At 74.0% G+C, this 25,679-nt stretch carries 20 protein-coding genes; 10 read left to right on the top strand and 10 right to left on the bottom strand.

The genetic code is table 11. The features are described 5' to 3' along the window. Positions 1-11: 11 nt before the first annotated feature. On the bottom strand, positions 12-647 hold the full coding sequence (locus ACIPK4_RS13880; protein ID WP_402312277.1) for a hypothetical protein: 636 nt from the start codon (positions 645-647) through the stop codon (positions 12-14). A 133-nt stretch (positions 648-780) separates the two neighbouring features. Between ACIPK4_RS13880 and ACIPK4_RS13885 the strand changes: the two genes are divergently transcribed. From ACIPK4_RS13885 to ACIPK4_RS13900, 4 genes are all read left to right on the top strand, one after another. Next, the gene (locus ACIPK4_RS13885) at positions 781-1,458 is read left to right on the top strand and encodes a response regulator transcription factor (protein WP_402312280.1); all 678 of its coding nucleotides are present in this window, start codon (positions 781-783) and stop codon (positions 1,456-1,458) included. After that, complete coding sequence (locus ACIPK4_RS13890) at positions 1,451-2,890, top strand: ATP-binding protein (RefSeq protein ID WP_402312283.1); 1,440 nt, start codon at positions 1,451-1,453, stop codon at positions 2,888-2,890. Before ACIPK4_RS13885 ends, ACIPK4_RS13890 begins: the two co-directional genes overlap by 8 nt. A gap of 252 nt (positions 2,891-3,142) precedes the next feature. Beyond that, a complete protein-coding gene (locus tag ACIPK4_RS13895; RefSeq protein ID WP_402312286.1) occupies positions 3,143-4,069 on the top strand; it encodes a sigma-70 family RNA polymerase sigma factor in 927 nt (308 codons plus the stop codon). Beyond that, positions 4,053-4,835: a hypothetical protein gene (locus tag ACIPK4_RS13900; RefSeq protein ID WP_402312289.1), complete on the top strand. Its 783-nt coding sequence runs from the start codon at positions 4,053-4,055 to the stop codon at positions 4,833-4,835. Before ACIPK4_RS13895 ends, ACIPK4_RS13900 begins: the two co-directional genes overlap by 17 nt. A gap of 165 nt (positions 4,836-5,000) precedes the next feature. Here ACIPK4_RS13900 and ACIPK4_RS13905 read toward each other — a convergent pair whose 3' ends face one another. The 4 genes from ACIPK4_RS13905 to ACIPK4_RS13920 all read right to left on the bottom strand — a co-directional run bounded on the left by ACIPK4_RS13905 (position 5,001) and on the right by ACIPK4_RS13920 (position 11,843). Next, on the bottom strand, positions 5,001-6,272 hold the full coding sequence (locus ACIPK4_RS13905; RefSeq protein ID WP_402312291.1) for a serine hydrolase domain-containing protein: 1,272 nt from the start codon (positions 6,270-6,272) through the stop codon (positions 5,001-5,003). Between the two features lie 124 nt (positions 6,273-6,396). After that, the gene (locus ACIPK4_RS13910; RefSeq protein ID WP_402312294.1) at positions 6,397-7,239 is read right to left on the bottom strand and encodes a C40 family peptidase; all 843 of its coding nucleotides are present in this window, start codon (positions 7,237-7,239) and stop codon (positions 6,397-6,399) included. Positions 7,240-7,375: 136 nt separating this feature from the next. Then, positions 7,376-11,302: a helix-turn-helix domain-containing protein gene (locus ACIPK4_RS13915; protein ID WP_402312296.1), complete on the bottom strand. Its 3,927-nt coding sequence runs from the start codon at positions 11,300-11,302 to the stop codon at positions 7,376-7,378. 175 nt (positions 11,303-11,477) lie between these two features. Further along, positions 11,478-11,843 carry a hypothetical protein gene (locus ACIPK4_RS13920; protein ID WP_054220748.1) on the bottom strand — a complete coding sequence of 122 codons (366 nt, stop codon included), beginning with the start codon at positions 11,841-11,843 and terminating at the stop codon, positions 11,478-11,480. 339 nt (positions 11,844-12,182) lie between these two features. Between ACIPK4_RS13920 and ACIPK4_RS13925 the strand changes: the two genes are divergently transcribed. Beyond that, the gene (locus ACIPK4_RS13925; RefSeq protein WP_402312299.1) at positions 12,183-14,279 is read left to right on the top strand and encodes a SpoIIE family protein phosphatase; all 2,097 of its coding nucleotides are present in this window, start codon (positions 12,183-12,185) and stop codon (positions 14,277-14,279) included. 100 nt (positions 14,280-14,379) lie between these two features. Then, on the top strand, positions 14,380-15,387 hold the full coding sequence (locus ACIPK4_RS13930) for an endonuclease/exonuclease/phosphatase family protein (RefSeq protein ID WP_402312951.1): 1,008 nt from the start codon (positions 14,380-14,382) through the stop codon (positions 15,385-15,387). A 2-nt stretch (positions 15,388-15,389) separates the two neighbouring features. On the opposite strand, the gene ACIPK4_RS13935 is transcribed toward ACIPK4_RS13930, so the two are convergent. Continuing rightward, complete coding sequence (locus ACIPK4_RS13935; RefSeq protein ID WP_402312302.1) at positions 15,390-16,265, bottom strand: RimK family alpha-L-glutamate ligase; 876 nt, start codon at positions 16,263-16,265, stop codon at positions 15,390-15,392. Positions 16,266-16,360: 95 nt separating this feature from the next. Further along, on the bottom strand, positions 16,361-16,804 hold the full coding sequence (locus ACIPK4_RS13940) for a nuclear transport factor 2 family protein (RefSeq protein WP_402312305.1): 444 nt from the start codon (positions 16,802-16,804) through the stop codon (positions 16,361-16,363). A 151-nt stretch (positions 16,805-16,955) separates the two neighbouring features. Here ACIPK4_RS13940 and ACIPK4_RS13945 point away from each other — a divergent pair, with 151 nt between their 5' ends. Both ACIPK4_RS13945 and ACIPK4_RS13950 read left to right on the top strand, forming a co-directional pair. Continuing rightward, on the top strand, positions 16,956-17,525 hold the full coding sequence (locus ACIPK4_RS13945) for a PadR family transcriptional regulator (protein ID WP_402312307.1): 570 nt from the start codon (positions 16,956-16,958) through the stop codon (positions 17,523-17,525). Further along, the gene (locus ACIPK4_RS13950; RefSeq protein ID WP_402312310.1) at positions 17,512-18,306 is read left to right on the top strand and encodes an SGNH/GDSL hydrolase family protein; all 795 of its coding nucleotides are present in this window, start codon (positions 17,512-17,514) and stop codon (positions 18,304-18,306) included. The genes ACIPK4_RS13945 and ACIPK4_RS13950 overlap by 14 nt, the downstream gene beginning before the upstream one ends. A 25-nt stretch (positions 18,307-18,331) precedes the next feature. Here ACIPK4_RS13950 and ACIPK4_RS13955 read toward each other — a convergent pair whose 3' ends face one another. Together ACIPK4_RS13955 and ACIPK4_RS13960 are read right to left on the bottom strand one after the other, a co-directional pair. Further along, a complete protein-coding gene (locus ACIPK4_RS13955; RefSeq protein ID WP_402312312.1) occupies positions 18,332-19,528 on the bottom strand; it encodes a low temperature requirement protein A in 1,197 nt (398 codons plus the stop codon). Between the two features lie 172 nt (positions 19,529-19,700). Then, positions 19,701-20,396, bottom strand: coding sequence for an aspartate/glutamate racemase family protein (locus tag ACIPK4_RS13960; protein ID WP_402312315.1), 696 nt, complete (start codon positions 20,394-20,396; stop codon positions 19,701-19,703). 492 nt (positions 20,397-20,888) lie between these two features. Here ACIPK4_RS13960 and ACIPK4_RS13965 point away from each other — a divergent pair, with 492 nt between their 5' ends. Continuing rightward, complete coding sequence (locus tag ACIPK4_RS13965; protein ID WP_402312318.1) at positions 20,889-22,025, top strand: permease; 1,137 nt, start codon at positions 20,889-20,891, stop codon at positions 22,023-22,025. A 122-nt stretch (positions 22,026-22,147) separates the two neighbouring features. Continuing rightward, positions 22,148-24,484: a HelD family protein gene (locus ACIPK4_RS13970; RefSeq protein ID WP_402312321.1), complete on the top strand. Its 2,337-nt coding sequence runs from the start codon at positions 22,148-22,150 to the stop codon at positions 24,482-24,484. 71 nt (positions 24,485-24,555) lie between these two features. Here the strand turns inward: ACIPK4_RS13970 and ACIPK4_RS13975 are convergent, their stop codons facing one another. After that, the gene (locus ACIPK4_RS13975) at positions 24,556-25,488 is read right to left on the bottom strand and encodes a helix-turn-helix domain-containing protein (protein ID WP_402312324.1); all 933 of its coding nucleotides are present in this window, start codon (positions 25,486-25,488) and stop codon (positions 24,556-24,558) included. Between the last annotated feature and the right edge of the window lie 191 nt (positions 25,489-25,679).

Below are 25,679 nucleotides of genomic sequence, written 5' to 3' on the forward strand. Positions count from 1 at the left end.
CCGGTGCGCGGTCAGCGGGCGCCGAGCGGTCCCTTCCCGGCCACGGTGTTGCCGGTGACCGTGCCGTCGGCGCCGGCGAGGGTCACGGCGTGCCGGACCCCGTCGGGACCGAGGACCACGGCCAGCCAGGCGCTGCCGCCGCCCTGCTGGGCCACGGTCCGCAGCGATTCGAGCTTCCCGCCCTCCACGGCGGCCGTGGCCTTCTCCACGGCCTGGGCCGCGGGCAGCGCGGGCGGCGGCACGGGAGCGGCCTTCGCCGCCCCGCCGCCGGGGCCGCGGCCGCCCGGGCCCCACCCGTGCAGGCCGCCCTCGGGCCCGCGGTCGCCGCCGTCGACGCCGGGCTTGCCGCCCTTGCGCGGCTTCGGGCCCATCAGGCCGCCGCCCGGCATCTCCCCGTGGCCGTGCTCGCGCACCTCGGCGGCGAAACCGCCCCGCCCGTGCTCCCGGTGTCCGTGCTCGGCCACCGAGACCGCCGCCGCCCCGCCGCCGATCACGACGACCGCGCCGAGGGCCACCCAGCGGGTGCGCCGCCCGCGGGCCAGCCGGACCAGCCGGCCGCGGCGGCCCGCCACCGCGCCGGTCGTGTCGGCCTTGGCCGCGCCCGGCCCCGCGGGCGGCTCGGCGGGCTGGGGACTGGACTGAGTCATCGACATGCTCCTCGCGTTCTCCGGGCACTCCGCCCGGCTCGGCAGATCCTGCGCGCCCGATGCTGAAGCTGTGCTGAAGCAGGCTGAAGACCTCTTCAGCAAACCGGCGGGGCGACCTGAGAACCTTGTCCCCATGCGCGTACTGGTGGTCGAGGACGAACGGCGGCTCGCCGCTGCCCTCCAGCGGGGTCTGCAGGCCGAGGGCTTCTCCGTGGACGTCGCCCACGACGGCCCGCAGGGCCTGTGGCTGGCCGGCGAACACGACTACGACGCCATCGTGCTCGACATCATGCTGCCCGGCCTCAACGGCTACCGGGTCTGCGCCCGGCTGCGCGCCGGCGGCTGCGAGTCGGGGATCCTGATGCTCACCGCCAAGGACGGCGAGTACGACGAGGCGGAGGCCCTCGACACCGGCGCGGACGACTTCCTCTCCAAGCCCTTCTCCTACGTGGTCCTGGTCGCCCGGCTGCGCGCCCTCATCCGGCGCACCGGCCGGCGCAGCCCGCAGATCATGCAGTTCGGGGATCTGGTGATCGACCCGGGAGCGCAGCGGTGCACGCGCGCCGGCACCGAGGCCCGGCTGACCTCGCGCGAGTTCGCGGTCCTCGTCCACCTGGCCCGGCGGGCCGGGGAGGTCGTACCCAAACGGGAGATCCTGGAGAACGTCTGGGACGCGGCCTACGACGGCGACCTCAACGTCGTCGAGGTCCACGTCAGCGCCCTGCGCCGGAAGATCGACGCACCGTTCGGCCGGGCCGCGGTGGAGACCGTCCGCGGCGCAGGCTACCGGCTGGCGGCCGACGGTGGCTGAACCGCGCACCGGGCCCGCCCACGGGCTCCTCGGCCGCGTCAACCTGAGCGTCGGCTGCCGGATCCGGGGCCTCGCGCGGCGCCTGCGACCCCGGTCCGTCCGCGCCCGGGCCACGCTCGGCGCCTCCACGGTGGTGGCCCTGGCCCTCGGCGCCGCCTCCTTCGCTCTGCTCGGGATCCTCGACGGCAACCTCATGGGCAACGCCCAGGCCGACGCCGAACGGCAGGCGCTGTCCACCGCCGGGCTGGTGGCCGCCGGCCGGTTCGACCCCGTCCTGACCCCCGGTCGCGGCACCGACTTCGTCCAGGTCGTCGACGCGCAGGGCCGGGTCCTCGCGGCGAGCCCCAACCTCGCCGGCCGCCCGGCCCTCTCCCCGGCCCGCCCGGGCAAACCCGGAACGGTCCGCGGGACCTGGAAGGAGGGCCCGGCGCGCGGTGACCGCCGCCACCGCGTCGTGCAGGTCACCACCGTCACCCCGGACGGACTGGTCACCGTCTACGCGGGGACCTCCCTACGGGAGGCCGACACCGCCGACGACGTCATCACCGGCGTGCTCGTCGTCGTCGTGCCGCTGCTCGTGCTCACCGTGGCCCTGGTCACGTGGCGGGTGACCGGCTGGGCGCTGCGGCCCGTCGAGGCGATCCGCTCCGAGGTCGCCGCCATCAGCGACCGCGACCTGCACCGCCGTGTGCCGGTGCCGCGCAGCCAGGACGAGATCGCCCGGCTCGCCGTCACCATGAACACCACTCTGGACCGGCTCGAAGCCGCCGGGATCCGCCAGCGCCGGTTCATCGCCGACGCCTCGCACGAGCTGCGCAGCCCGATCACGGTGCTCCGCACCCAGTTGGAGGTCGCCCGGGCCCACCCCGATCCGGCGCTGTGGGGCGAGCTGGTCAACGGGGCCCTGGAGGACACCGTACGGTTGCAGGACCTCGCCGCCGACCTGCTCCTGCTGGCCCGCCTGGACACCGGGGAGCCGCCGCCGGCCGCCGCGGTCGACCTGGCGGACGTGGCCCGCGAGGCCGCCGGGTCGCGCCGGCGGGACCGGATACCCGTCGACACGGAGATCGCCGCCGAGGCCGTCGTGCGCGGCAGCACGCTGTGGCTGGCGCGCCTCGTGACGAACCTGCTGGACAACGCCCAGCGCCACGCGGAGCGGCGGGTCGGGCTCGTGCTGCGCCTCGACGCGCAGCGGCGCACCGCCGTCCTGGAGGTCCGCGACGACGGGCCGGGCATCCCGGTGGCGGACCGGGAGCGGGTCTTCGAGCGGTTCACCCGCCTCGACGACGCCCGCAGCCGTGACGAGGGCGGCACGGGGCTGGGCCTGGCCATAGCCCGCGACATCGCCACCCGCCTGGGCGGCTCCCTGACGGTCGAGGACGCCCCCGTCGGCGCCCGGCTGGTGGCCCGGCTGCCCCTGGAACCCGCCTGAAGCGGGGCGGACACGCGCTTCTGATTGTTCCCCGTTCTGCTTTTTTCGCACCTGTCCAACTCTGTTCACTCCATGCTTGCTCCGGCTCCTGAAGGGGGGCGTGGCAACGCCATGAGCCGTATCCCGGACAGACACCAACCAGGCGCAGCAGCAGCCAGAGGACGGCGCGATGAGGAACAACCGGATGATCGTCACCGCGGTGGCGCGCTTAGCGACCGTGCAGGTGCCCGGCCGGGACGGGGGGCCGCAGGGATGAACCTCCACTCGGCACCGCAGGACCTCCCCCAGGGCCGGCGCGGCAGGCCCGGCCGGCCGCTGGGCCCGATCACCGAAGGCACCGGACCGGCGCACCGCGCCTGGCTGGAGCCGCTGCGCGATGCCGTCCACGGCAGGGGAGTGACGCTGGACGAGCTCCAAGCGCGCACCGGCCGCCCCAAGGGTCACATCTCCGAGCTGCTGCGGGCCGTCGGACGCTACCCCCGATGGGTGTTCGTCCGTACGGTGCTCCTCGCGCTGGACCGGCCCGGCCTGCCGTACGACACGATGCGGCTGCGCTGGGTGATCGCGGCGGGGGACGCCGGCAAGCGCACCTCGTGGATCAAGGACTGCCTCCACGAGGGCGGGGCCCGCCACCGCACCGCGGCCACCTCGACCCCGCTGGACTTCCGGGCCTTCCAGCAGATGCACCGTCCGCACTACACCGGCTACGCCTCGGCGTTCCTGCGCCGCAGGAGCCTGGTCGACAAGGCGGTCGAAGACGTGTTCACGCTCTTGCTGATGCTGTGGCACGACGCGCTCGCCAGCGACAACCCCGAGCGGTTCGCCTGGCCGATGCTGCGTCAGACGGTGCTCGAACGCGCCCCGAAGGAGAACGGCCGCCCCTCGCTCGTCGAGGCGGCCTTCGACACGGTCGCCCTCGACCTCGCCCCCGACCCGGTGGGACAGGTCGAGGAGTCCATGGCCCTGTTCCGCGCCGTCGGGGGCCTTGCGCCCATGCAGCAGGACGTCATCGTCCTGCTGCACCTGTGCGGACTGCCGGAGGCCCGGGCGGCGGACGCACTGGGCGTCCCCCTGGCGTCCGTACGGTCCACCGCACGGCACGCCGTACGCAACTTGCACGCCGCCCTGTACCCGGACAGCACCGTCGAGGAGGAGGTCTCCGGTGACATCGACCATTGAGCAACTGCTGGACCGCGCCCGCCTGCACACCGCCCCGCACGCGCCCGCCGACATCGCGGACACCGGCGGTACACCCCGGCCGCGGGGCGCACGGGCGTCCGAGCAGGCGGCGGGCGGACCGGAGGAGGACGTGCGGGGAGCCGCGCGCGACCTCCAGGCCCTGTGTGAGACGGCCGTCACGGGCAGCGCGGTGGCCGCGCTCGGCGACTTCCTCACGCACCAGCTGCCCCAGCCCTCAGGCGCCCGTGTGCTGGGCTGCATCCTGCTGCTCACCGGCGCCGAGGACTCCGCCCGCTTCTGGTGGCAGTACGCCGCCGGAGCCGGCGACCCGCTCGCCTCGTACTGCCTGTACCTGCACCACCTCGCGCTGGGGGAGGACCAGGAGGCCGTCTGGTGGCGGCGCCAGAGCGCGCCGCCCGCCCCCCGGCACGCAGCCGCCACCCCGGACGAGCCGGACGCGGCCACGGTGGTGTTCGAGGGTGCCGTGCGGGACCTCGCCGCCGATGCGAGCCTGCCCACCACCCTGCGCGTCCTGCGGGCGCTGCGGCCCGGCGGAACCGCGTCCAGGCGCGGTTCCGGCACCGTCAGGGCCGTCATGGAGTACGTGTCGGCCGCCGTCAGCTACGTCGACGACGACCTCGAACTCCCGCTGCCCGACCCGGACTTCACCGAGCGGATCCGCGCCCTGACGGCCGCGGCCGCCCGGCCGCCCCGGCCGGGCCGGCGCACCCCGCCCCGGCTCCCCGCCCGGCTCCGGGCCACGTGACGAGGAAGGAGCAGCCCCGCGGTCTCCGTATCCATGCGCAGACCTGCGACTCACCGGGAGCGGTTCGGCCACGGCCAGTCCACGATCCGCGTCACCGCCTGATCCGCAGGGGCCGGCCCCGGCTGCCGCCCGGCGGAGACCACCGGGCGGCAGCGGAGGTCCGGGTCAGCGCGAGCCGTGCTCCGGGAGGTCCCGGTCGGCCGGGGCCGCGGTCAGCTCGGGGACCAGGGCGAAGCTGCGCTTGGCGGTGGGGGCGGCCGGCCCCTTCTTCCCGCAGAACGCGCCTTCGAGCGTGCCGCCCAGGGCCGTGTTCGCGGCGCCCCTGTTCGAGGTGTTCGCCACCGCGGCGAGGCTGCGCTTCCCGTCGCGCGTGGCGAAGGCGTACGTGTAGAAGCCCTGCACCGTGCCCGTGTGCCCGTACACCGAGGTACCGCACGACAGGTCGTAGCGGCGCAGGCCCAGACCGTAGAAACGGGTGTTCGTGGCGTCGGTCGGGGTGACGTTGAGCATCGCGTCCAGCATCGCGGGCGCCAGCAGCTTGCCGCCGAGCAGCGCGGACACGAAGGTGTTGAGGTCGGCCGCGTTCGAGATCATCGCACCGGCGGACTGCGCCCAGGACACCGTCTGCTCGGTGGAGTCGACCAGCGGCGCGCCGGCCTCGTCCGGGGTGAGGTAACCGTGCAGGTGCGCACCCTTGATCTGCGTGGAGGGGTGCACGTACGAGGTGTTCTTCAGCTTGAGCGGCTTGATGATGCGGCGCTCGTACTCCTTGGCCACGCCGTTCCCGGTGGCCTTCTCGATGAGCATGCCGACGACCACGAAGTTGGTGTTGGAGTAGTTGTACGAGACGCCCGGCTCGGTCGTGCGCGGCTCGCGCAGCGACAGCGCGACCAGCTCCTGGTAGGTGAAGACCTTGTTGCGGACGGCCTCGAAACCGGGCACCGTCTTGTCGAACATGGCGTTCGTGTAGTCCGCCAGCCCACTGCGGTGGGTGAGCAGGTGACGCACGGTGATCCGGTTGTCCGGCAGCAGGCCGGGCAGGTACTGGTTGACCGGGGCGTCCAGGCTCAGCTTCCCCTCGTTCACCAGCTGGAGCAGGACGACGCTGGAGAACGTCTTCGTGACGCTGCCGATCCGGAAACGGCCGTTCAGGTCCATGGCCGCACCCGTGGTGCGGTCCTGCACGCCCACCGCACTGGTCAGCGGCGCACCGGAACCGGTGATGCGGACCATGGCGCCCGGCGCCCCGGCCGCGGTGGTGTTCTTCAACGCCTGCGTCACGGCGTCGAGATCGGGCGTCGGCGCGGGCGCGGCGGCCGTCGCCGTACCGGTGAGGGGGCTCGCGGCCGCCTGGGCGGCGGTCGCCGGCACCACACCGGCCACCACGGCGAGCAGGGCGGCGCTGAGAGTCAGGCGTCGGTCGAGAGGCAGGCGCACGTTGTTCCTCAACTACGAGATGACGGGAAGGGTTTCGCGTCGCGGACCCCCGCCGTGAAAACGGTCAGGTCCCCGGCTTGCGATCGTACGTGCCGGTCGGACGGGGTCCGAGCCGCGTACCGCCTCAGAAGGTGCACGCAGGGACGTTTTCCAGCCAAGCGGCGCCCTGGACGTAGATGTTGGTGACCCAAGCCCTGTAGTCGGGCAGATAGGACCAGGCGTCGTTGGTGTAGCCGTCGGCGGTGACCTCCTCCGCGTGCTTCTGGCACTGGACGCGGATCGTGGTCGGCCCCGGGAAGGCGTAGACCCGTGCGGACGCGGTCGACGGCTCGGCCTTCGTCCAGACACCGGTGCCCCAGGTCCGGAACACGTGCCCGGTCACCGGGCCCGGGTCGATCCGCACCGCGCCGTGGTAGTCGCCGTCCAGCCGGACGTCACTGACCATCAGTTTCGTACCGGACTGCCGGGCCTCCGCCATCCTCCCCGCCCCCAGGTACACCGCGATGTGGTGCAGGTCCCGCGAGTTCCCCCAGACCAGCAGGTCGCCGGGGAGCAGCGGAGCCGTCCCCTGGGCCGCGGTGAAGCGTTCGGCCGCGTGGTGCGTGTAGTACTGGGCACTGGCGTCCCCGTCGAGGATGTCGGAGCCGGTGGCCCGGGCGTAGGCGTGGCGCACCAGTCCCGAACAGTCGAACCCGAGCCGCTCGGGGTCGTGTTCGCTGGCCGGATCCGTGGGGTCCACCTGCCCGTACGTGGGGCCGGGCTGCGCGCCGTGGCCGCCGCCCCACGTGTACCAGACGCCGGCCGCGACCTGGGCGCAGGCGGCCTCGACGGCCCGCTCGGCGGCGGCGGACGCCCCCGGGGCCAGGACCCGGCACGAACCGTCGGCGGCCGACGCCGACGCCGGGCTCCACAGGAGACAGACCAGGAGTGCGATGAGTGTGCCGATGGGACCGGACCGGCGAAGCATGCGGGAACCTCGATTCTCGTAGCCATGGGAGGGCGTTGCCGGACCGAGCCTGTCGGCCGGGTCCGGCCCGCGTCGAGGTTCCGGCGTCACCCCACTCGAACGGGCAACGGGAAACCCCCGGGGAAACCTCCGCCCGTCAGGGCTGCTGCGTCGCGTGCAGCCGGCCGATCTCCGCCAGCCGGGCCCCGGCGTCCGGGTTCCACAGCCGAACCGTGCCGTCGTTGCTGCTGCTGGCCACCGTCCGCCCGTCGGGCGAGAAGACCACCCCCCACACCGCGCTGGTGTGCCCCGTCAGAGCGGCCCACAGCCGCCTGCCGGCCACGTCCCACAGCCGTACCGTACGGTCGTTGCCACTGCTGGCGAGCGTCCGCCCGTCGGGGGAGAACGCGACGGCGCGGGCGGATCCGGTGTGCCCGGCCAGCACGGCCCCGGCCCCGAACCGCCGGGCGTCCCACAGCCGTACGGTGCCGTCGTTGCCGCTGCTGGCCAGGGTCCGCCCGTCCGGCGCGAACGCGACGGCCCGCACCGCGCCCGCGTGGCCGGTCAGCGTGGCCAGCGGCCGGCGTCCGGACACGTCCCACAGACGTACCGTCAGATCGTCTCCGGCGCTCGCCAGCGTACGGCCGTCCGGGCTGAACGCCACGTCGTTCGCGAAGTCCGTGTGCCCGGTGAGTGTTCCCAGGGCCGTACGGGAGGCCAGGTCCCACAGCCGCACCGTCCCGTCGGAGCCCGCCGAGGCCAGCGTCCGCCCGTCGGGCGAGAAGGCCACCGCGAATACGGTCCCGCCGTGCCCGGTGAGCGTGCCCAGGGCCGTACGGGAGGCCACGTCCCACAGCCGCACCGTCCCGTCGGAGCCCGCCGAGGCCAGCGTCCGCCCATCCGGGGAGAAGGCCACCGAGAACACCGTCTCCGTGTGCCCCGGGAACGCCGCCACCACCCGCCGCCCCGCCACGTCCCACAGCAGGACCGTGTGATCGGCGTCCGCGGTGGCCAGCAGCCTCCCGTCCGGGCTGTACGCGGCGTGCCAGATCTCGGTGAACGGTCGCGGCGTCAGCACCGGCCCGCGCAGGTCCCACAGCACCACCGACTGGTCGAAGGCGGCGGTGGCCAGCATCGTCCCGCCGGAGTCCACCGCGACCGCGAGCACGTAGTCGGTGTGCCCGGACAGCGTCGAGGTCAGCCGGCCGCTGCGCACGTCCCACAACCGGGTGGTGCCGTCGCCGCTCGCGCTGACGACCGTGGCGGCGTCCGGGGTGAAGACGACCGCGTTGACGTCGTCGTTGTGCCCCGCCAGCGTCGCCGTCGTACTCCGCTGTGCCACGTCCCACAGCCGCACGGTCCGGTCGGCGCCCCCGGAGGCCACCGTCCGCCCGTCCGGCGCGAACGCCACCCCGAGCACCTCGCCGGTGTGACCCTCGAGGACGGCGAGCTGACGGGCCGCCACCGGGTCCCACAGCCGTACGGTCCGGTCGGTGCCCGCCGACACGAGCGTGCGGCCGTCCGGCGCGTACGCCAGGGCGTTGACCCGCCCGGTGTGGCCGGTGAGCAGCGCGACCGCCGACCCGCCGTCCTCGGGATCCCACAGGCCGACCGTTCCGTCGGCGCCCGCCACGGCGAGCGTGTGCCCGTCGGGGGAGAAGGCCACGGCCCGCGCGTCCGCCGTCTGCGGCGGGAGCACCCCGAGGAGGCGGCCCGCCGTGTCCCACAGCCGCACCGGCCCGTCCGTGGACGTCGCCGCGAGGCTGCGGCCGCCGGGGCCGAAGGCGATCCCGCGCACCCGGCCCGGCATGGTCAGGGTCGCCGTCGTCCGCCGGTCCGAGACCCGCCGCAGCAGCACCCTCCCGTCCGAACCGGCACTTGCGAGCAGCCCGTTGCCCGGGCCGAACGCCACCGCGTTGACCGGGCCGCCGTGCCCGCCCAGGCGGGCGAGGAACGGCTGGGCCTGCGTACTCAGCAGGGCGCCCCGCGCCTCGGGCGTCGCCCGGGTGCGGTACGCCTCCTCGGCGAGCCGCATCGAGGCCTCGGGCTGACCGGTGGCGAGGGAGGTCGACCGGACCGCGAGGGCCTGCGAACGGGCGATGCGCTCCAGGCCGAGTGCCCCCTCCCGCTGCCGGTACGCCAGTGCCCCCGCGGTCAGGGCCAGGGCCAGCAGGACGACGAGCAGCGCCAGCATCCCCTGCCGGCGCTTGACCTGACGCCGCTCCTGGGCCCGCCGGGCCCCTTCCGCGGCCAGGCTCGCGCCCAGGAAGGCCGCCTCCCGGGGGCTGAGCCGGCTCGTACCGTCCAGTTCCTCGGCCCACACCCGGGCACCTTCGAGCCGGGTCCCGCGGTACAGGACCGACGGATCACGGCCCTCGCGCTCCCACTCCTCGGCCGCCTGGCCCAGCTGCCGGTGGACCAGCAGCCCGTCCCGGTCGGCGTGGATCCAGCCGCGCAGCCGCGGCCAGGCGTGCAGCAGCGCCTCGTGGGTGATCTCGACGGTGTCGCTGTCCATCGTGATCAGCCGGGCCCGGACGAACGCGTCCAGGGCCGGCGCGGCCCGGTCCGCCTCACCGAACCGCTCCATCAGCGCGGTCCGGCCCATGCGCCGCCGGGTCGCCCCGGCATCGTCCGCGACGTGCACCAGCGCCACCAGGATCCGCCGGATCGTCCGCTGCTCGGCCGGGTACAGGCGGGCGAACACGCTTTCGGCGGTGTGCGCGACGGCGCCCTGGATACCACCCGAGTCCTCGTACCCCGCCACCGTCAGGGTGGCTCCGGCGCGCCGCTGCCAGGTCGCCATCAGCGCGTGCGACACCAGCGGCAGCGCGCCGGACGGAGTGTCACCGGGCCCGGCCGCCGGTGCGGCGACCGCACCGGGTTCCGTGCGCAGGCCCGCGTCCCGCAGGAGCAGCGGGACGAGGCCCGGTTCGAGCGTGAGCCCGGCGAGCTCCGCCGGGCGGGTGACGGACTCGCGCAGCTCCGCCACGGACATCGGGGGGAGGACGAACAGCCCGTCGGTGAAGACCGGCGCCAGCTCGGGGAGGTCCAGGCAGCTGCCGGTGAAGTCGGCCCGGACGCCGAGCACCACGACGGCCGGGTCGTGCACTGCCGGCTCGGGCCCCGGCTCCGCGGCGGAAAGGGCGCACAGCACGTGGACGAATCCGCGCCGCTCGTCCTCGTCGGAGCAGAGGGTGAAGAGCTCCTCGAACTGGTCGACGAGCAGAACCGGCCGGACGGTGGGCCGCCCGCCTTCCCCGCCTTCCCCGCCTTCCCCGCCTTCCCCGCCTTTCCTGCCCTCCCGGGCCTCCGCCGGGGCGTCGTCCGCGAGGCCGTGGACGGCTTCGAGCAGCCGCCGCGGCCGCTCGCGCAACTCCCGTACGGTGATGCCGAGATCGCCGCCGAGCACCTTCGCGGTGCAGTCCAGCAGCTCCTGGAGGGGGTGGGCGGTCGGCGTGAACCGTACGATCGGCCATCCGTCGGCGCCCGCCATCGGGAAGCCTCCCGTGCGCCGCAGGGCCGGTACGAGACCGGCGCTGAGCAGGGACGACTTGCCGGCGCCCGACCGGCCGACGAGCACCAGCGGGCCGCTGCCGATCCGTTCGAAGACCCGTTCGGCGAGGGCGGCGGTCACCCGGTCGCGACCGAAGAACCAGCCCGCGTCGCGCGAGGTGAACGCGGCGAGTCCGCGGTAAGGGCACTCGCCCGCCGACTGCGCCCCGGGCTGCGGTCCGGGCTGCGGTCCCGGCTGCGGTCCGGACCCCGTCCGGGCCCGGGGGACTTCCGGATCCGGGACCAGCTGCAAGAGGCTCCCTCCGGCCTCCAGCACCCGGTCGCAGCGCAGGGCGACGTCGTGGGTGACGCGCTTGGCGCCGGTCTCGATCTTGCTCAGGTAGCCCTTGCTGTAGTGCGTCCGCCGGGCCAGATCGGCCAGCGAGAGACCGCGCTGCACCCGCAGCCGGCGCAACTGGACGGGGAAGGACGCGGCGGCGCCTTCGGTGGTCTCGGTGGCACCGTCGGCCCGGTCGGCCTCGGGTGCGTCGTGCTGGTGGTCGGCATTGCGTCCGCGGTCCGGGTCCCCCACGGCATCCCCCATGGCACAGCGAGCCCAGGTTGTGAGATGGAAGGTCCCAGGCTACCGCGGGGGTGGGACGGCCGGGCGCGCGCCGGTCCCGGCGTGGCGCGATCGCGCACGCGCCGCAGCCCTCCGGGGGCGCCGGGGGAGCGGCGGATCCGGAAGGCTGCCAACGTGCGTCCGGCTACGGCCGGTTGAGGGTGATGGAGTTGATCGGCGTGAGGTTGGCGTAGACGCCCCGCTGCTGGGCGATGGGCGCCCCGCAGCCCGCACCGCCCGAGCCGGTGCACAGGCTCGCGGTGGCCCCGCCGTACTGGTTGTTGAGGACCCAGTGGTTGCCGTACTGGTTGCTCAGGTTGTGGGCTCCGTAGCTGGTGAAGATGTGGCTCGGCTTGACGGCCGGGTTCTGGTCCTGCGGGTAGATGCAGACCGACCCGTACGGACAGCCGGCCCAGTCGTCGGCGGGCCTGGCGTCGGCCGCGCCGCCCAGTGCCACGACGGCTGCGGCGGCGGTGGCGAGTGCGGCGGCGCCGCGGAGCATCTTGCGCATCATGTCCCCCTGTTGGGTTGCCTCGATGGGGCCGGTGTGTTGACGTCCTCAGACTTGCCCGGTCCGGCCGGGGGGTCGACGGGTTTCCTGTTGCCCATCGGCCGCCGCACCGGGAAACCGCCCCCGACCAGCCCCGCCGCCGCCGCGGGGTCAACCCGGGGAGCGGTGGGGACCCCCGCACTCCCCCTGCGGGATGTGACCGACGGTCACCGCGCCGCTCCCGTGCGCCGCCGTGATGTCCTCCCTCCCGATGCCGGGCAGAATTGAGGGGGCAGCCCGTGTCCGCCGTGCGGGCGCCGGTCAGCCACGCGCGAGCCGCGCGCAGAAGGGGGCCTGCCGATGCCATCGGACCGGCGGGGGGACGCGCAGGATCCCGGCCCGCTCCGGTCCGAACCGGGGTCCTTGCTGGAGCACGTGGTGGTGGCCGTCCTCGGCTTCGACGACGAGGACCGCATCTGTTACTGGGGCCCCGGCGCACAGAGCCTCTTCGGCCACGAGGCCGCGTCGGTGCTGGCACGGCCCGCCTCCCTCCTCTTCCCCGAGCCGGCCCCCGGTGACGACGGCCCCGGCGCCGCAGCACACCTCGCGGAACGCGCCCGCACCCTCGGCTACTGGCGCGTACGGCTGCCCGCCCTCCACCGGGACGGCAGCGTGTTCGACTGCGGCTTCCGGGTCTTCCCGCTGACCGGGGCCACCGGTGCCTCCGTCGTCCTGGGCCTGGCGAGCCGGGGCGACGAGCTGGACCGGGTGAAGACCAACCTGTCCTTCCTCGACGCCCTCTTCGAGACCTGCCCGATCGGCCTGGTCATGCTGGACGAGGACCTGCGCTACGTCCACCTCAACCAGGCCCTGGCCGACATGGACGGGGTCCCGCTCGACGCGCACCTGGGCCGCCCGATGGCGGACATCATGATCACCTCGGACGGCGGGGAGTACCAGCGCATGCTGCGCACCGTGGCCCAGGAGGGGAGGACCGTGATCGGCGCCCTCGTGGGTCTGCGCACGCCCGGCCGCCCCGACCGCGACCAGGTGCGCTCGGTCAGCTTCTTCCCGCTCAGCGGTGCCGGCGACACCCGGCGCGGCCTGGGCGGACTGCTGCTCGACGTCACCGACCGGGAGCAGGCCATCCTGGAGGCGACGGCCGCCCGGCAGCGCCTCGCCCTGCTCGACCGGGCCGCGGCCGGCATCGGCACCACCCTGGACCTGAACACCACCGCCCGCGAGCTGGTCGCCGCGGTGGTTGCGGAGTTCTGCGACGCCTGCGTCGTCGAACTGGTGGAGTGGATGGACGAGACCGAGGACTTCGACCCCGGACTGCCCCTGATGACCCGACGGATCGCCTCCGGCACCGTCCTCCCCGAACCCGCCGTCGAACTCGTGAGCGGTCTGGAGGAGGTCACGTACCCGCCGGGCTCCAGCATCCACCAGATGCTGGGCTCGGGACGTCCGCTCTGCTTCACGGTCGACGAGGAGTTCGCGACCCGGACCGTCGTCCACCAGCAGCGGGCCAGGCTGCTCCTGGACAGCGGGCTGGCCTGCATCGTCATCGCCCCGCTCATCGCCCGCGGCACCGTGCAGGGCCTCGCCATGTTCGGCCGCTCCGCCGCCCGGCCGGCCTTCGCCGAGGAGGACCTCGGCCTCGCCGGCGAACTGGCCTCCCGGGCCGCCCTGTGCCTGGACAACGCCCGGCTGTACGGAAGGGTCCGGGACATCGCGCTCACCCTCCAGCGGGCCCTGCTGCCGAGCGCCCCCGCGGCCGGCCCGTACGTGGACATCAGCCACCGCTACCTGCCCGGAAGCCGCGGCACCGAGGTCGGCGGCGACTGGTACGACGCCATCGCCCTGCCCGGGGACCGGGTGGCCCTCGTCGTGGGTGACGTGATGGGGCACGGCGTCCCGGCCGCCGCGGCCATGGGGCGGCTGCGGATCACCGCCAAGACGCTCGCCCGGCACAATCCGGAGCCCGTCGCCCTGCTCGAAGAGCTCGACCTCTGCGCCCAGGAGGCCGGCATCGAGTGGGCGACCTGCCTGTACCTGCTCTACGACCCCCACACCGGCCGCGCCCGCATCGCCAACGCCGGCCACCCCCCGCCCCTGGTCCGGCACCGGGACGGGAGCGTGCACACCGTGGGCGACGTGCCCGGCGTCCCGCTCGGCGTGGGCGGCGTCCCGTACCGGTCGGTCGAGGTGGAACTGCCCGAGGGCGCCGTCGTGGCCCTGTACACCGACGGGCTCGTCGAAGTCCGCGGCCAGGACATCGACACCGGCATGGACGCGCTGCGCGAGCAGCTGCGCGCGCCGCTGGGCTCACTGGAGCAGGCGGCCGACCGGATCCTCGCCAACCTGCTGCGCGACACGGCGACCGACGACACGGTCCTCGTCCTCGCCCGGGTCGGCGCCGTTCCCGGCCGTGCGCCCGCCGGGCCCGCGGCCTGAGGGGAACCGGACCGGCGTCCGGCGCGTCGTGGTACGCGCGGCGTCGTGCGGCGTCGTGGGGTGTCGTGCCGGCGTCGTGCGGTGTCGTGCGCCCGTCACGATGCGGGCGGAGCGGGGGAGCGGGGGAGCGGGGCGCGTGGGCGAGCGGGGGTGGCTCCGGCCGTGGCGCGGGCGGGAACGAGGGCGGGGGCGCGTGCTCACCGGGCTCGCGGTCCTCGTCGGCTGCCTGCTGGTATTCCACGGCGCGGTACCCGAGGTGGCGGGCCGCCCCGGCAGCCTGCTGGAGGCGTTCCTGCCCTGGTTCGGCCTGGCCGTCCCGGTCCTCGCGGCCCTGGCGCTGCTGCGCCGCTCGGCCGTGGCCGCCTGCGCGGTACTGCTGCCCGCCACCGCCTGGCTGGGCCTGTTCGGCGGCTTCCTGCTCCCCGGCGACGACCAGACCCCCGATCTCCTCGCCGTCCAGCACAACGTCGGCGACGAGAACCCGGATCCGGTGGGCACCGCCCGCGCCCTGGCCGGGACCCGGGCCGACCTCCTCGCGCTGGAGGAGCTGACGCCCGCCGCCGCGCCGGCCTACGCCGCGGTGCTGGCGCCGCAGTACCCGTACCACGCGGTGCAGGGCACGGTCGGACTCTGGTCGAAGCACCCCCTCGCCCAGGTGATGCCGGTGGACATCAGGCCGGCGGGTGTGGGGGAGGGCTGGAACCGCGGGCTGAGGGCCACCGCCCGTACTCCGCACGGCGACGTCGCCGTGTACGTGGCGCACCTGCCCTCCGTACGGCTCGGCCCGGCGCACGGGTTCGACTCCGTACGGCGGGACGAGAGCGCCCGCCTGCTCGGCGCCGCGATCGCCGCGGAGCCGGCCGGACCCCTGATCCTGCTCGGCGACCTCAACGGCACCGTCGACGACCGGGGGCTGGCCCCGGTCGTCTCCCGGCTGGAGCGGCCGAGCCGGGACTTCGCGTTCAGCTGGCCTGCGTCGCTGCCGCTGGCCCGGATCGACCAGGTCCTGACCCGCTCGGCGACCGTCACCCGGCTCCGGACGCTGCCCGCGACGGGCAGCGACCACCTGCCGGTAGCCGCCCGCATCAGCCGGCGCGGCTCCCCCTGAGCTCAGCCGGCCGTGGCGCGCTCGTGGACGAGGTCGGTGAAGCGCCGCAGCCCGTGCTCACCGTGGCCCATGAAGAGGTTGGGTTCCACGAGCTCCAGTTCCATCACGACCGGCGATCCGTCGTCCGCCGAGGCGATGTCGACCCGCGCGTACAGCGGGGCCGCCGCCCCCGGGACGGCCGCCAGCGCGGCCCCGGCCAGGGCCAGTTCGGCCTCGGACGGCCGGTGCGGCACCAGGTCCGGATGCGGTACGCGGTCGTTGTCGACCACCCCGACGTCGGTCAGCACCGGCCCCTTGCGGATCGCATGGCTGAACACGCCGCCGAGGAGGACGAGTGCCCGTTCGCCCTCGTCGATCCGGGACAGGTACGGCTGCACCATCGCGGTCGAGCCGCCCGCGTGCAGGGCCGCGACGTGCGCGGCCGCCAGGTCGTGATGGTGCTCGGCGTACCGCGCGGTGTCCCGCGCTCCGGCCGAGACGGCCGGCTTGACGACGAACTGGCCGTGCCCCGGCAGGTCGACGGCCTCGCCGGGGGCGATGAACCGGGTCGGCACGACGGGGACGCCCCGCGCCGCGAGCTCCCCGAGGTAGCGCTTGTCGGCGTTCCAGCGCAGCAGCCCGGCGGGATTGTCGAGCCGCGTCACGCCCTGTACCGCGTCGGCCCAGGCCAGGTACTGCGCCCACCGCTCCGGGTAGCCCCAGGTGGACCGGACGACCACGGCGGCGCACGCCGACCAGTCGAAGTCCGGGGCGTCCCAGGGCGCCGCCACCGCATCGAGACCGCGTGCGCGCAGCGCCTCCAGCATCAGCGGCAGGTCGGCGTCCCAGGCCAGCCCCAGGTCCGAGGTGGCCAGTGCCACGCGGGTGGTGACGGTCATCCGCGGCTCCCCCTTCCGTCGCCCGCGGTGCCCGCGGTCGCGCTTCGTGGCCGGATTCCGCATTCCGTTCCGCCCCGGCCGCCAGGCCGCCCAGACTAACCAGCCACGGCGCCCCCGGCCGGAGCCGGGGCCAGACCGTCGGTGACCAGTCCCGCGAGGACCGCCTCGCCCAGGGCGTGCACCGCCGACTGCGGCCGGACCATCACCGTGAACTCCTTGATCCGGCCGTCGTCGGCGAAGTGCAGCAGGTCGATGCCGTGGATCGCCTTGCCGTTCACCGTCGCCCGGAACAGGAGGATCTCCGAGGGGGCGACCGCGCCGTCGACGCTGGTCTCGGCACTGCCCGCGTACTGCCCGACGTAGCGGAAGTCCTCGAAGGTGCGCAGCAGCACCCCGAAGAGGCCGAGCACCATCGGCCGGCCTTCGAACGGCTGGAACTTCACGGGGCTGTACAGGCGCACGTCCTCGGTGAACAGGTCCTCGAGGGCGGTGAGGTCACGGCTGTCGACGGCGGCGCGGAAGCGGTCTGCTGCGGTCACGGCTTCTCCCTGATGTTCGGCTACGGCTACGGCTACGGCTACGACTACGGCTCAGCTATGGCTACTCATCAATGTGATTAGTCAGATTCTTGAGTATCATGCGGAAGGCGTCCGGGAACAGGGGCGGCAGCGACGAAGAGGAGGCGATCCGATGGCTTTGCGCCACGCCGTACTGGCGGCGCTGCTGGACGAGGAACTGAGCGGCTACCAACTGGCCAAGGCCTTCGACCTCGGCGTGGCCAACTTCTGGCACGCGCTCCCGCAGCAGCTCTACGCCGAGCTGACCCGGCTGGAGAACGACGGGCTGATCACGGGCCGCGAAGTGGTCCAGGACGCCCGGCCCAACAAGCGCCTGTTCACCGTCACCGGCGCGGGCCTCGCCGAGCTGGAGCGGTTCACCGCCTCCGCGGCCAAGCCCGCCTCCATCCGCGACGACCTCCTCGTCACGGTCCAGGCCGCCGACCACGTCGACACCGCGACGCTCGTCGACCGGCTCACCGAACGCGCCGCCTTCGCCCGGGCCAAGGTGGAGCTCTTCGGGGGCCTGCTGCGCACCATGCGCGGCGACCGCACCGAGGAGGACTTCCTGCGCCACGGCGAGCGCGTCGGCCCCTACCTGACCTGCCTGCGCGGACTCGCCTTCGAGCAGGGCAACCGCGACTGGTGCGAGCGCACGATCGCCGTCCTGCGGGAGCGGGAGGCGGCCCGTGCCGGACACTGAACACCCGTACCGGTACCTGCGGTACGTCGCCCTGGGCGACAGCCAGACCGAGGGCCTCGGCGACGGCGACGACACCACGGGGCTGCGCGGGCTCGCCGACCGGCTCGCCGAGCAGCTCGCGCTGCACAGCCCCGGCCTGCGGTACGCCAACCTGGCCGTCCGCGGCAGGCTGGCCGGCCAGGTCCGCGCCGAGCAGCTCGGCCGCGGGCTCGCCCTGCGCCCGGACCTGGCCACCGTGGTCGCCGGGGTCAACGACGTGCTGCGGCCCCGGTTCGACGCCGACGAGGTCGCCGGTCACCTGGAGGCGATGTTCGCCGCGCTCACCGGCCAGGGTGCGCGCGTGGCCACGCTGACCTTCCCGGACCTCGCACGGATCACCCCGCTCGCCCGCCCCCTCTCCCCGCGGGTGAGCGCCCTCAACGACCGGATCCGCGCGGCGGCGGGCCGCCACGGGGTGGTCCTCGTCGAGACGGGGCACCATCCGGTGGTCACCGACCCCCGCCTGTGGAGCGCGGACCGGCTGCACGCCAGTGCGCTCGGCCACCAGCGGATCGCCGCATCGCTCGCGCACGCCCTCGGCCTGCCGGGCAGCGACGACTCCTGGTCGCACCCGCTGCCACCCGATCCCGCGGCAGCGCCCACCGTCGCCGCCGACCTGCGCTGGGCCGCCGCGTTCCTCGGGCCGTGGCTGGGCAGACGCCTGCGCGGCCGCTCCTCGGGGGACTTCCGTACGGCCAAGCGCCCGGACCTCCTCCCGGTGGAGCCGGCCGCTGCTCCGTGAAGGCCCCTTGGGGCGGGCGCGGAGGTCAGGGCCGGGGCGGGGCCGCCGCCCCGAGGCGGCGGCCGAGCATCATGCGTGCGTAGAGCAGGTGCGCGACCGCCTCGGCGGCCAGCAGCATGACGAGCAGCCAGGGCGCGAGGTGCCCGGCGGCCCGGACGATGAGCAGCGGGATGCCGACGCCGGGAACGGCCCACACGGCGACCGAGGCCGGCGAACGCCCGTAGCGCAGCGCGATGCCGGCGTGGGCCGCGTGGTAGAGGGCCAGACCGCCGGCGAGGACCCACACCGCGCCGGTCGGCAGATGGGCGTGGTCGGCCTCCTCCACCGCGGTGGCCAGGCCCGCGGCCATGCACAGGACGCCCGCGGTCACGAAGAAGTGCAGGAAGCCGCCGACGTCCCGGGCGAGGAGGTAGGCCTGACGGTCGTCGGCCCTGGAGAGCATCAGCTCGGCCGAGGTCGAGCCGAAGTCGAAGTACGACCACCACAGCGCGGAGAGCAGCACGAAGCCCAGGACGCCGACGGCTCCGGCCCGCAGCGTCCAGGCGTGGTCGGCGGAGGTCACCAGGGCGATCACGGATTCGCCGAGCACGATGATGACGAACAGCCCCACGCGCTCGACGATGTGCCCGGTGTCCAGCCGGCCGGGGAGCCCGCGGCCGCGCGCCGTGAGCAGGAGCGCCATCTCGGCCGCGATGAGCACCGCCCACATCGCGTACTGCCAGGGCGCGGGCACGGCCGCGGAGGCGGCCCACAGCAGGCCCGACGCCAGGCAGTAGCTCAGGGGGCGCCAGGGCGGGACGCGCCGGGGCGCGGGGTACTTCGTGGCCGGCCACCACAGCCCGAGCAGCACCAGCCGGGTTCCCGCGTACCCCAGGGCGTAGACGGAGCCGCGGTCCGTGGCGGCCTCGGGCACGGCGCATGCCATGACGGCGATGCAGAGCATGGCGGACAGCATGAGCAGCCTGCGGCGGGGACTGTCTTCGGGGAAGAGGTTCGCGGAGACCAGCAGGTTGATCCACAGCCACCAGGGCGGGAAGTAGAGGCCGACGAAGACGGCGAAGTCGCGCAGGTCGGGGTCGCCGTGGAGGCCGTGCGAGAGCTGGGCGGCGAGCGCCACGAAGACGAGGTCGAAGAAGAGCTCGAGCCAGTCGGCGTGGCGCCCCTCCTGTGCGTGGCCGCCCCCGTCCGCCCCCGCGTCGGCGCCCGATCGAGGTGTGCCCATGGATCCGCCCGGTCCGTGCCGCCGCCCTCGCGGCCTGCTTCCCCGTATGACATCACGGGACGCCCGGCCGAGGGTGCGTGACGCGAAGGAGGCTTCCCGGGGTTGCCGGCCCCGGATGCAGGGAGCCCGGGGCAGGATGCCGGATGCCGGATGCCGGATGCCGGATGCGCCGTCAGTGTGCGGACAGCGCCGCCTCGACCGCGGCCTCGGCGTGGATCCGTGCGGTGGGGAAGACGGGCACGGGACTGTCCGCGGCTCCGATCAGCAGCTCGATCTCGGTGCAGCCCAGGATGATCCCCTCGGCGCCGGCCGCGACGAGATCGGTGATGACCCGCTGGTAGGCGGCGCGCGACGGCCCGCGGACGACGCCCCGGCACAGCTCCTCGTAGATGACCCGGTGGACGAGGGCGCGCCCCTCGGCGTCCGGGACGCGCACGTCCAGTCCGGCCGCCGAGAGTCGGCCACGGTAGAACTCCTGCTCCATCGTGAATGCGGTGCCCAGCAGCCCGATACGGGTCAGGCCGGCCGTCTTCACCGCGTCGGCGGTGGCGTCGGCGAGGTGCAGCAGCGGCACCGAGAGGCCCGCCTGGACCCGGTCCGCGACCTTGTGCATGGTGTTCGTGCAGATGAGCACCAGGTCCGCACCGGCGGCTTCCAGGCGCTGGGCGGCCGCGGCGAGGAGTTCACCGGCCTCGGCCCACCGGCCCCGGGCCTGGAGCTGCTCGATCTCCGCGAAGTCCACGGAGTACAGCACGCAGCGGGCCGAATGCAGCCCCCCGAGCCGGTCGCGGGTGAGTTCGTTCAGCAGCCGGTAGTACTCGGCAGTCGACTCCCAGCTCATTCCGCCGAGCAGTCCGATCGTCTTCATAAGGGGGAACGGTAGCATCCTCGCCGATCCATAAGGATTGCTTTGGGATGCCCCCTTGTGGGGCCTGTGGGCGCCCGCCGCTGGTGCCCGGATGGCCCCGGATCGCCGGCGGCGGGCACTCGTGTCAGGATTCTGCGGACCCTTCCCGCATGACGTTCTGAAAGGCCGTCATACACGCCATGCAGTGGTGGTCCGTTTCGGCGGTGCCGCCCGGCTGGAGGGGGCGGCCGCACAGGGTGGCCCGGCGGTCCCGGGCGACGACGTGCCATACGAGGCCAGGCCCTGAGGCCGCCTCACCAACCTGCATTTCATACATGAGAGTGCTCCATGTGGTGGACAGCTCTTGTACCCACCAAAGCAGTGCACGGCGCCGAAAGCCTGACGGGTGAGCCGTCCGGGTGACGCGCGCCCGGCCCGCGCGTCGGGCGGTCCGGGTGCCGCGGGGGTCGGCCTAGGGTGGCGCCCCGCGGCCACGGAGGGAGGGCGGGGGACATGCACGCGATCCTGCACGCACTGTCGATCACCGGTGCGATGACCTGGCAGATCACCTGGGCGTTGATCCTGGGGTTCGCCCTGTCCGCCGTCGTCCAGGCCGTGGTGCGGAAGTCCACCGTCGTCTCCCTGCTCGGTGACGACCGCCCCCGCACCCTCGCCGTCGCCGCCGGGCTCGGCTCGGCCTCGTCCTCGTGTTCGTACGCCGCCGTCGCGCTGGCGCGGTCGCTGTTCCGCAAGGGCGCCGACTTCACCGCCGCGATGGCCTTCGAGATCGCCTCCACCAACCTGGTCATCGAGCTGGGGGTGATCCTGGCCCTGCTGCTGGGCTGGCAGTTCACCCTGGCGGAGTTCGTCGGCGGCCCGGTCATGATCATCGTTCTGGCGGTGCTGTTCCGGCTGTTCCTGCGCGAGGGGCTGCTGCGCCGGGCGCGCGAGCAGGCGGAGCGGGGGCTCGCCGGATCGATGGAGGGGCACGCGGCGATGGACATGTCGGTACGGGGGGAGGGCTCCTTCGCCCGGCGGCTGCTGTCCCCGGACGGCTTCACCTCGACCGCGCACATCTTCACCATGGAGTGGGCGGCCATCCTGCGGGACCTGGTGATCGGCCTGCTCGTCGCCGGGGTCATCGCCGCCTGGGTGCCGGACTCCTTCTGGCAGTCCTTCTTCTTCGAGGGCCACCCGCTCGCGGCGAAGCTGTGGGGTCCGCTCATCGGCCCGCTGGTCGCGATCGCCTCGTTCGTCTGCTCCATCGGCAACGTCCCGCTGGCCGTGGTGCTCTGGAAGGGCGGCATCAGCTTCGGCGGTGTCGTCGCCTTCATCTTCGCCGACCTGTTGATCCTGCCGATCCTCAACATCTATCGGAAGTACTACGGGAGGCGGATGGCGCTCTTCCTGCTCGGCACCTTCTACCCGGCCATGGTGATCGCCGGCTACGTCGTGGAGTTCGGCTTCGGGGCCCTGGGCCTCATTCCCGACCCGGCGGACGCGGAGATCCCGATGGAGGGGGTGAGCTGGGACTACACGACCTGGCTCAACATCGTGTTCCTGCTGCTCGCCGGAGCCCTGCTGTGGAGGTTCTTCCGCACCGGCGGCCGGTCGATGCTCCGCATGATGGGCGCCGCGCCCACCCGGTAGGACCCGTCTCCACGCCGTGCCCTGCGCGCCCGACCCGGTACGACCCGGCACCACGAAAAATACCCCGGACCGAATTGACGGCCGGGGTATTCGACTGGGTATATTTGACGTTTCACGCGCTGATGAAAGCAGGGCGTGAAGAAGCTTTACGGGGACATCGTATCGGGTCGGGAGTGGAATTGTCAACCGTGGAATTCCGAAATGAACAGCAATTCATCGACGCGCTCTATGCGCGCCTCGACGACCTGCGCGACCAGGCCGAACGCGCCGTGCAGGACGCACTGGCCGGAACGGGCAGCGGCTTTCAGGCGCGACTGGAACGCGATGTGCTCGTCGCCGAGCAGTCCGGCCTGCTTTCCGCGCTGAACGCCGGCGAGAACGGCCTGTGTTTCGGCCGCCTGGAGTTCTCCGACGGCCGGGACCACCACATCGGCCGCATCGGAATCAGGCAGGACGACGCGGACCGCACCCCCCTGGTCCTCGACTGGCGGGCGGAGGTGGCCCGCCCGTTCTACCTCGCGACCGGCCACTTCCCCATGGGGCTGCGCCGACGCCGCCACATCACCACCCGCGGGCGCGAGGTCACGGCCCTGCACGACGAGATCCTCGACCTCACCGACACCGAGCGCACCGGCCACGAGGGCGCCGACGCGGACGCCGTGCTGCTCGCCGCGCTCGACGCCGCCCGCACGGGCCGCATGCACGACATCGTGCAGACCATCCAGGCCGAGCAGGACCGCATCATCCGTTCGTCCCACCGCGGTGTGCTGGTCGTGGAGGGCGGGCCGGGAACCGGCAAGACGGCCGTCGCCCTGCACCGGGCCGCCTACCTGCTCTACGCCCACCGCGAGCTGCTCGCCAAGCGCGGCGTGCTGATCGTAGGACCCAACCCGGCCTTCCTCGGCTACATCGGCGAGGTGCTCCCCTCACTCGGCGAGACCGGCGTACTGCTGTCCACCCTCGGCGAGCTGTTCCCCGGCGTCCGGGCGACCGGCACCGACCGGCCCGGCGCCGCCGCCGTGAAGGGCCGCGCCCGGATGGCCGAGGTCCTCGCGCGCGTCGTGCGTGACCGCCAGGCGCTGCCCGAGACCGTACCCGCCGGCAGCGGCGAGGACAGTGCCGTGGTCCCCGAACCGGCCCTGGAGATCGACCACGACGACTACGGGACCCTGCTCCTGGACCGCACCATGGCGTACGAGGCCCGGGACCGGGCCCGCGCCACCGGACTGCCGCACAACCTGGCCCGCCCCTACTTCGCGTTCCGGGTCATCGACGCCCTCACGCAGCAGCTCGCCGACCGGCTCGGCGCCGATCCGTTCGGCGGCCCCAACCTGCTGGGCGCCGACGACGTCGCGCAGCTCGGCAAGGAGATCGCGACCAGCGCCGAGGTGCACGCCGCGATCGACACTCTGTGGCCGCCGCTCACACCCCGCCGGCTCATCGCCGACTTCCTCGCCGATCCCACGCATCTGCCGTCCCACGAAGCAGAGTTGATCCGTCGCGAGACGATGGACTGGACCCCGGCCGACATCCCGCTGCTCGACGAGGCCGCCGAGCTGCTCGGCTTCGACGACACCGCGCAGCGCGCCGCCGAGGAGCGGCGGAGGCAGGAGCGCATCGCGTACGCGCAGGGCGTCCTGGACCTGTCCCAGGGATCCGAGTCCTACGAGTTCGAGGACATGGAGAACGAGTTCCTCGCCGCGCACGACGTCATCGACGCGGAGCGGATGGCGGAGCGGTACGAGGAGGCCGACCACCGCAGCACCGCCGAGCGGGCCGCCGCCGACCGCACCTGGGCCTTCGGACACGTCATCGTGGACGAGGCGCAGGAACTGTCGGAGATGGCCTGGCGGTTGCTGATGCGGCGCTGCCCCACCCGCTCCATGACATTGGTGGGCGACCCGGCCCAGACCGGCGACGAGGCCGGGTGCGGATCGTGGAACCGGATCCTGGACCCGTACGTCGGGGACCGCTTCGAGCTGGTGCGTCTCGGCGTCAACTACCGCACGCCCGCGGAGATCATGGACGTCGCGGCCGCCGTGCTCCGGGCCCGCCACCCCGGATTCGAGCCGCCGAGCTCGGTGCGGTCCACGGGGCGGCGGCCCTGGGTGCGGGGCACGGACGACCTCGCCCGTACCGTCGCGGACGCGGTGCGCGACGCCACCCCGGCCGACGAGGGGCGGGACGGCCGGCTGGCGGTGATCGCGCCGCGCCCGCTGCACGAGGCGCTGGCCGCCGTGCTGCCCGGCGTACGGGCGGGGGAGGAGCCGGACCTCACCCGTACGGTCGTCCTGCTGGACCCGCGGCAGGCCAAGGGGCTGGAGTTCGACTCGGTGATCGTCGTGGAGCCCGCGGACCACGAGCCGAGCGATCTGTACGTCGCCCTGACCCGGGCCACCCAGATGCTCGGCGTGATCCACACGGGCCGGCTGCCGGAGGGCCTGGACGGGCAGCCGTAAGCAGCACGACGGGATCGGCGGGCGGGTCGCGGCGGGCGGGGCGGGCGGGGCGGTGTCAGGGCGGTGGCGCGTCAGACCGCCGCCGGCGCGCGGAGTTCCGACGGCTGCGGGGACCGCCGGGGCTCCGGCTCCAGCGGCTCCGGCCGCTCCCGGTGGTCGAGGCGCTCCAGCCGGGCCAGCCGCTCCAGCCGGGCCCGGCTCTCCTCGTCGACCGGCACCATCGTCACCAGGCGCGGGCCGGCCGCCGGCCCGAGCCACAGGTTGGTGTGCTCCAGGTGCAGCAGACCCACGTGCGCGTTGCGGACGTACTTCGTCTTGGCGCCCACGCCGAGCACCTCGTGCCGTGCCCACAGCTCCCGGAACTCCGGCGACCGGGCCTCCAGCCGCGCCAGCAGCGCCTTCCAGGCCGGCTCGGCGAGGTGCTCCGCCATCGCGGCCCGGAACTTGGCCACGATCGTGCGGTTCACCTCGGCGACGTCGACCATCGACGCCCGCCAGTCCGCGTCGGTGAACGCCAGCCACAGGCAGTTGCGGTCCTCGGGAGCCAGCGCGTCCAGGTCGCACAGCAGCCGCCCGTACGTCGCGTTGTACGCGAGGATGTCGTACCGGCTGTTCTGGATGCAGGCCGGGATCGGCCCGAGCTGGTCGAGCATCGCCCGTAGGGCCGGGGTCACGCTCGGGCAGGTCGCGTGCGGGGTCGGGTCGAGGGTGCCGGCCAGCGAGAAGAGGTGCCTGCGCTCGGTGGCGTCCAGCAGCAGGGCGCGCGCCAGCGCGTCCAGGACCTGTGGGGAGACCTGGATCTCGCGGGCCTGCTCCAGCCAGGTGTACCAGGTGACGCCGACGGCGGAGAGCTGGGCGACCTCCTCGCGGCGCAATCCCGGGGTGCGCCGCCGGCGCCCGCGCGGCAGCCCCACCTGCTCGGGGGTGATCCGCTCGCGGCGGCTGCGCAGGAAGTCGGCCAGCTCGTGCCGGCGTACGTCGCTCTCCGGGGCCACAGTCGTCATGGAACCAGGGTGCCGCACTGCTCATCCCGTTGCCAGGTAGTCCTTGTACCAGGATAAGAACACTCTGGTACCAGGCTGGGAGTGGGGCGATCGTTCCGGTGTGAGCGAAACAAAGGTACGCACCACCCACCCCTCCCCGTCGGCCCCCACGGGCCCGGACCCGGCGCCGGCCGCGGTCGCACCCGGCCCCC

Origin of the sequence: Streptomyces sp. NPDC086989 (genome assembly GCF_044745505.1) — a bacterium.
In the GTDB taxonomy this organism is placed as follows: Bacteria; Actinomycetota; Actinomycetes; order Streptomycetales; family Streptomycetaceae; genus Streptomyces.

Excerpts from the sequence above, each read along its gene's own strand:
- ACIPK4_RS13970 (WP_402312321.1), top strand. The coding sequence starts at position 22,148 with ATGAAAGCAGGGCGTGAAGAAGCTTTACGGGGACATCGTATCGGGTCG.
- ACIPK4_RS13930 (WP_402312951.1), top strand. The coding sequence starts at position 14,380 with ATGCGGGCGGAGCGGGGGAGCGGGGGAGCGGGGCGCGTGGGCGAGCGG.
- ACIPK4_RS13955 (WP_402312312.1), bottom strand. The coding sequence starts at position 19,528 with ATGGGCACACCTCGATCGGGCGCCGACGCGGGGGCGGACGGGGGCGGC.
- ACIPK4_RS13960 (WP_402312315.1), bottom strand. The coding sequence starts at position 20,396 with ATGAAGACGATCGGACTGCTCGGCGGAATGAGCTGGGAGTCGACTGCC.
- ACIPK4_RS13945 (WP_402312307.1), top strand. The coding sequence starts at position 16,956 with ATGGCTTTGCGCCACGCCGTACTGGCGGCGCTGCTGGACGAGGAACTG.
- ACIPK4_RS13885 (WP_402312280.1), top strand. The coding sequence starts at position 781 with ATGCGCGTACTGGTGGTCGAGGACGAACGGCGGCTCGCCGCTGCCCTC.
- ACIPK4_RS13935 (WP_402312302.1), bottom strand. The coding sequence starts at position 16,265 with ATGACCGTCACCACCCGCGTGGCACTGGCCACCTCGGACCTGGGGCTG.
- ACIPK4_RS13920 (WP_054220748.1), bottom strand. The coding sequence starts at position 11,843 with ATGCGCAAGATGCTCCGCGGCGCCGCCGCACTCGCCACCGCCGCCGCA.
- ACIPK4_RS13975 (WP_402312324.1), bottom strand. The coding sequence starts at position 25,488 with ATGACGACTGTGGCCCCGGAGAGCGACGTACGCCGGCACGAGCTGGCC.
- ACIPK4_RS13895 (WP_402312286.1), top strand. The coding sequence starts at position 3,143 with ATGAACCTCCACTCGGCACCGCAGGACCTCCCCCAGGGCCGGCGCGGC.
- ACIPK4_RS13925 (WP_402312299.1), top strand. The coding sequence starts at position 12,183 with ATGCCATCGGACCGGCGGGGGGACGCGCAGGATCCCGGCCCGCTCCGG.
- ACIPK4_RS13965 (WP_402312318.1), top strand. The coding sequence starts at position 20,889 with ATGCACGCGATCCTGCACGCACTGTCGATCACCGGTGCGATGACCTGG.
- ACIPK4_RS13910 (WP_402312294.1), bottom strand. The coding sequence starts at position 7,239 with ATGCTTCGCCGGTCCGGTCCCATCGGCACACTCATCGCACTCCTGGTC.
- ACIPK4_RS13880 (WP_402312277.1), bottom strand. The coding sequence starts at position 647 with ATGACTCAGTCCAGTCCCCAGCCCGCCGAGCCGCCCGCGGGGCCGGGC.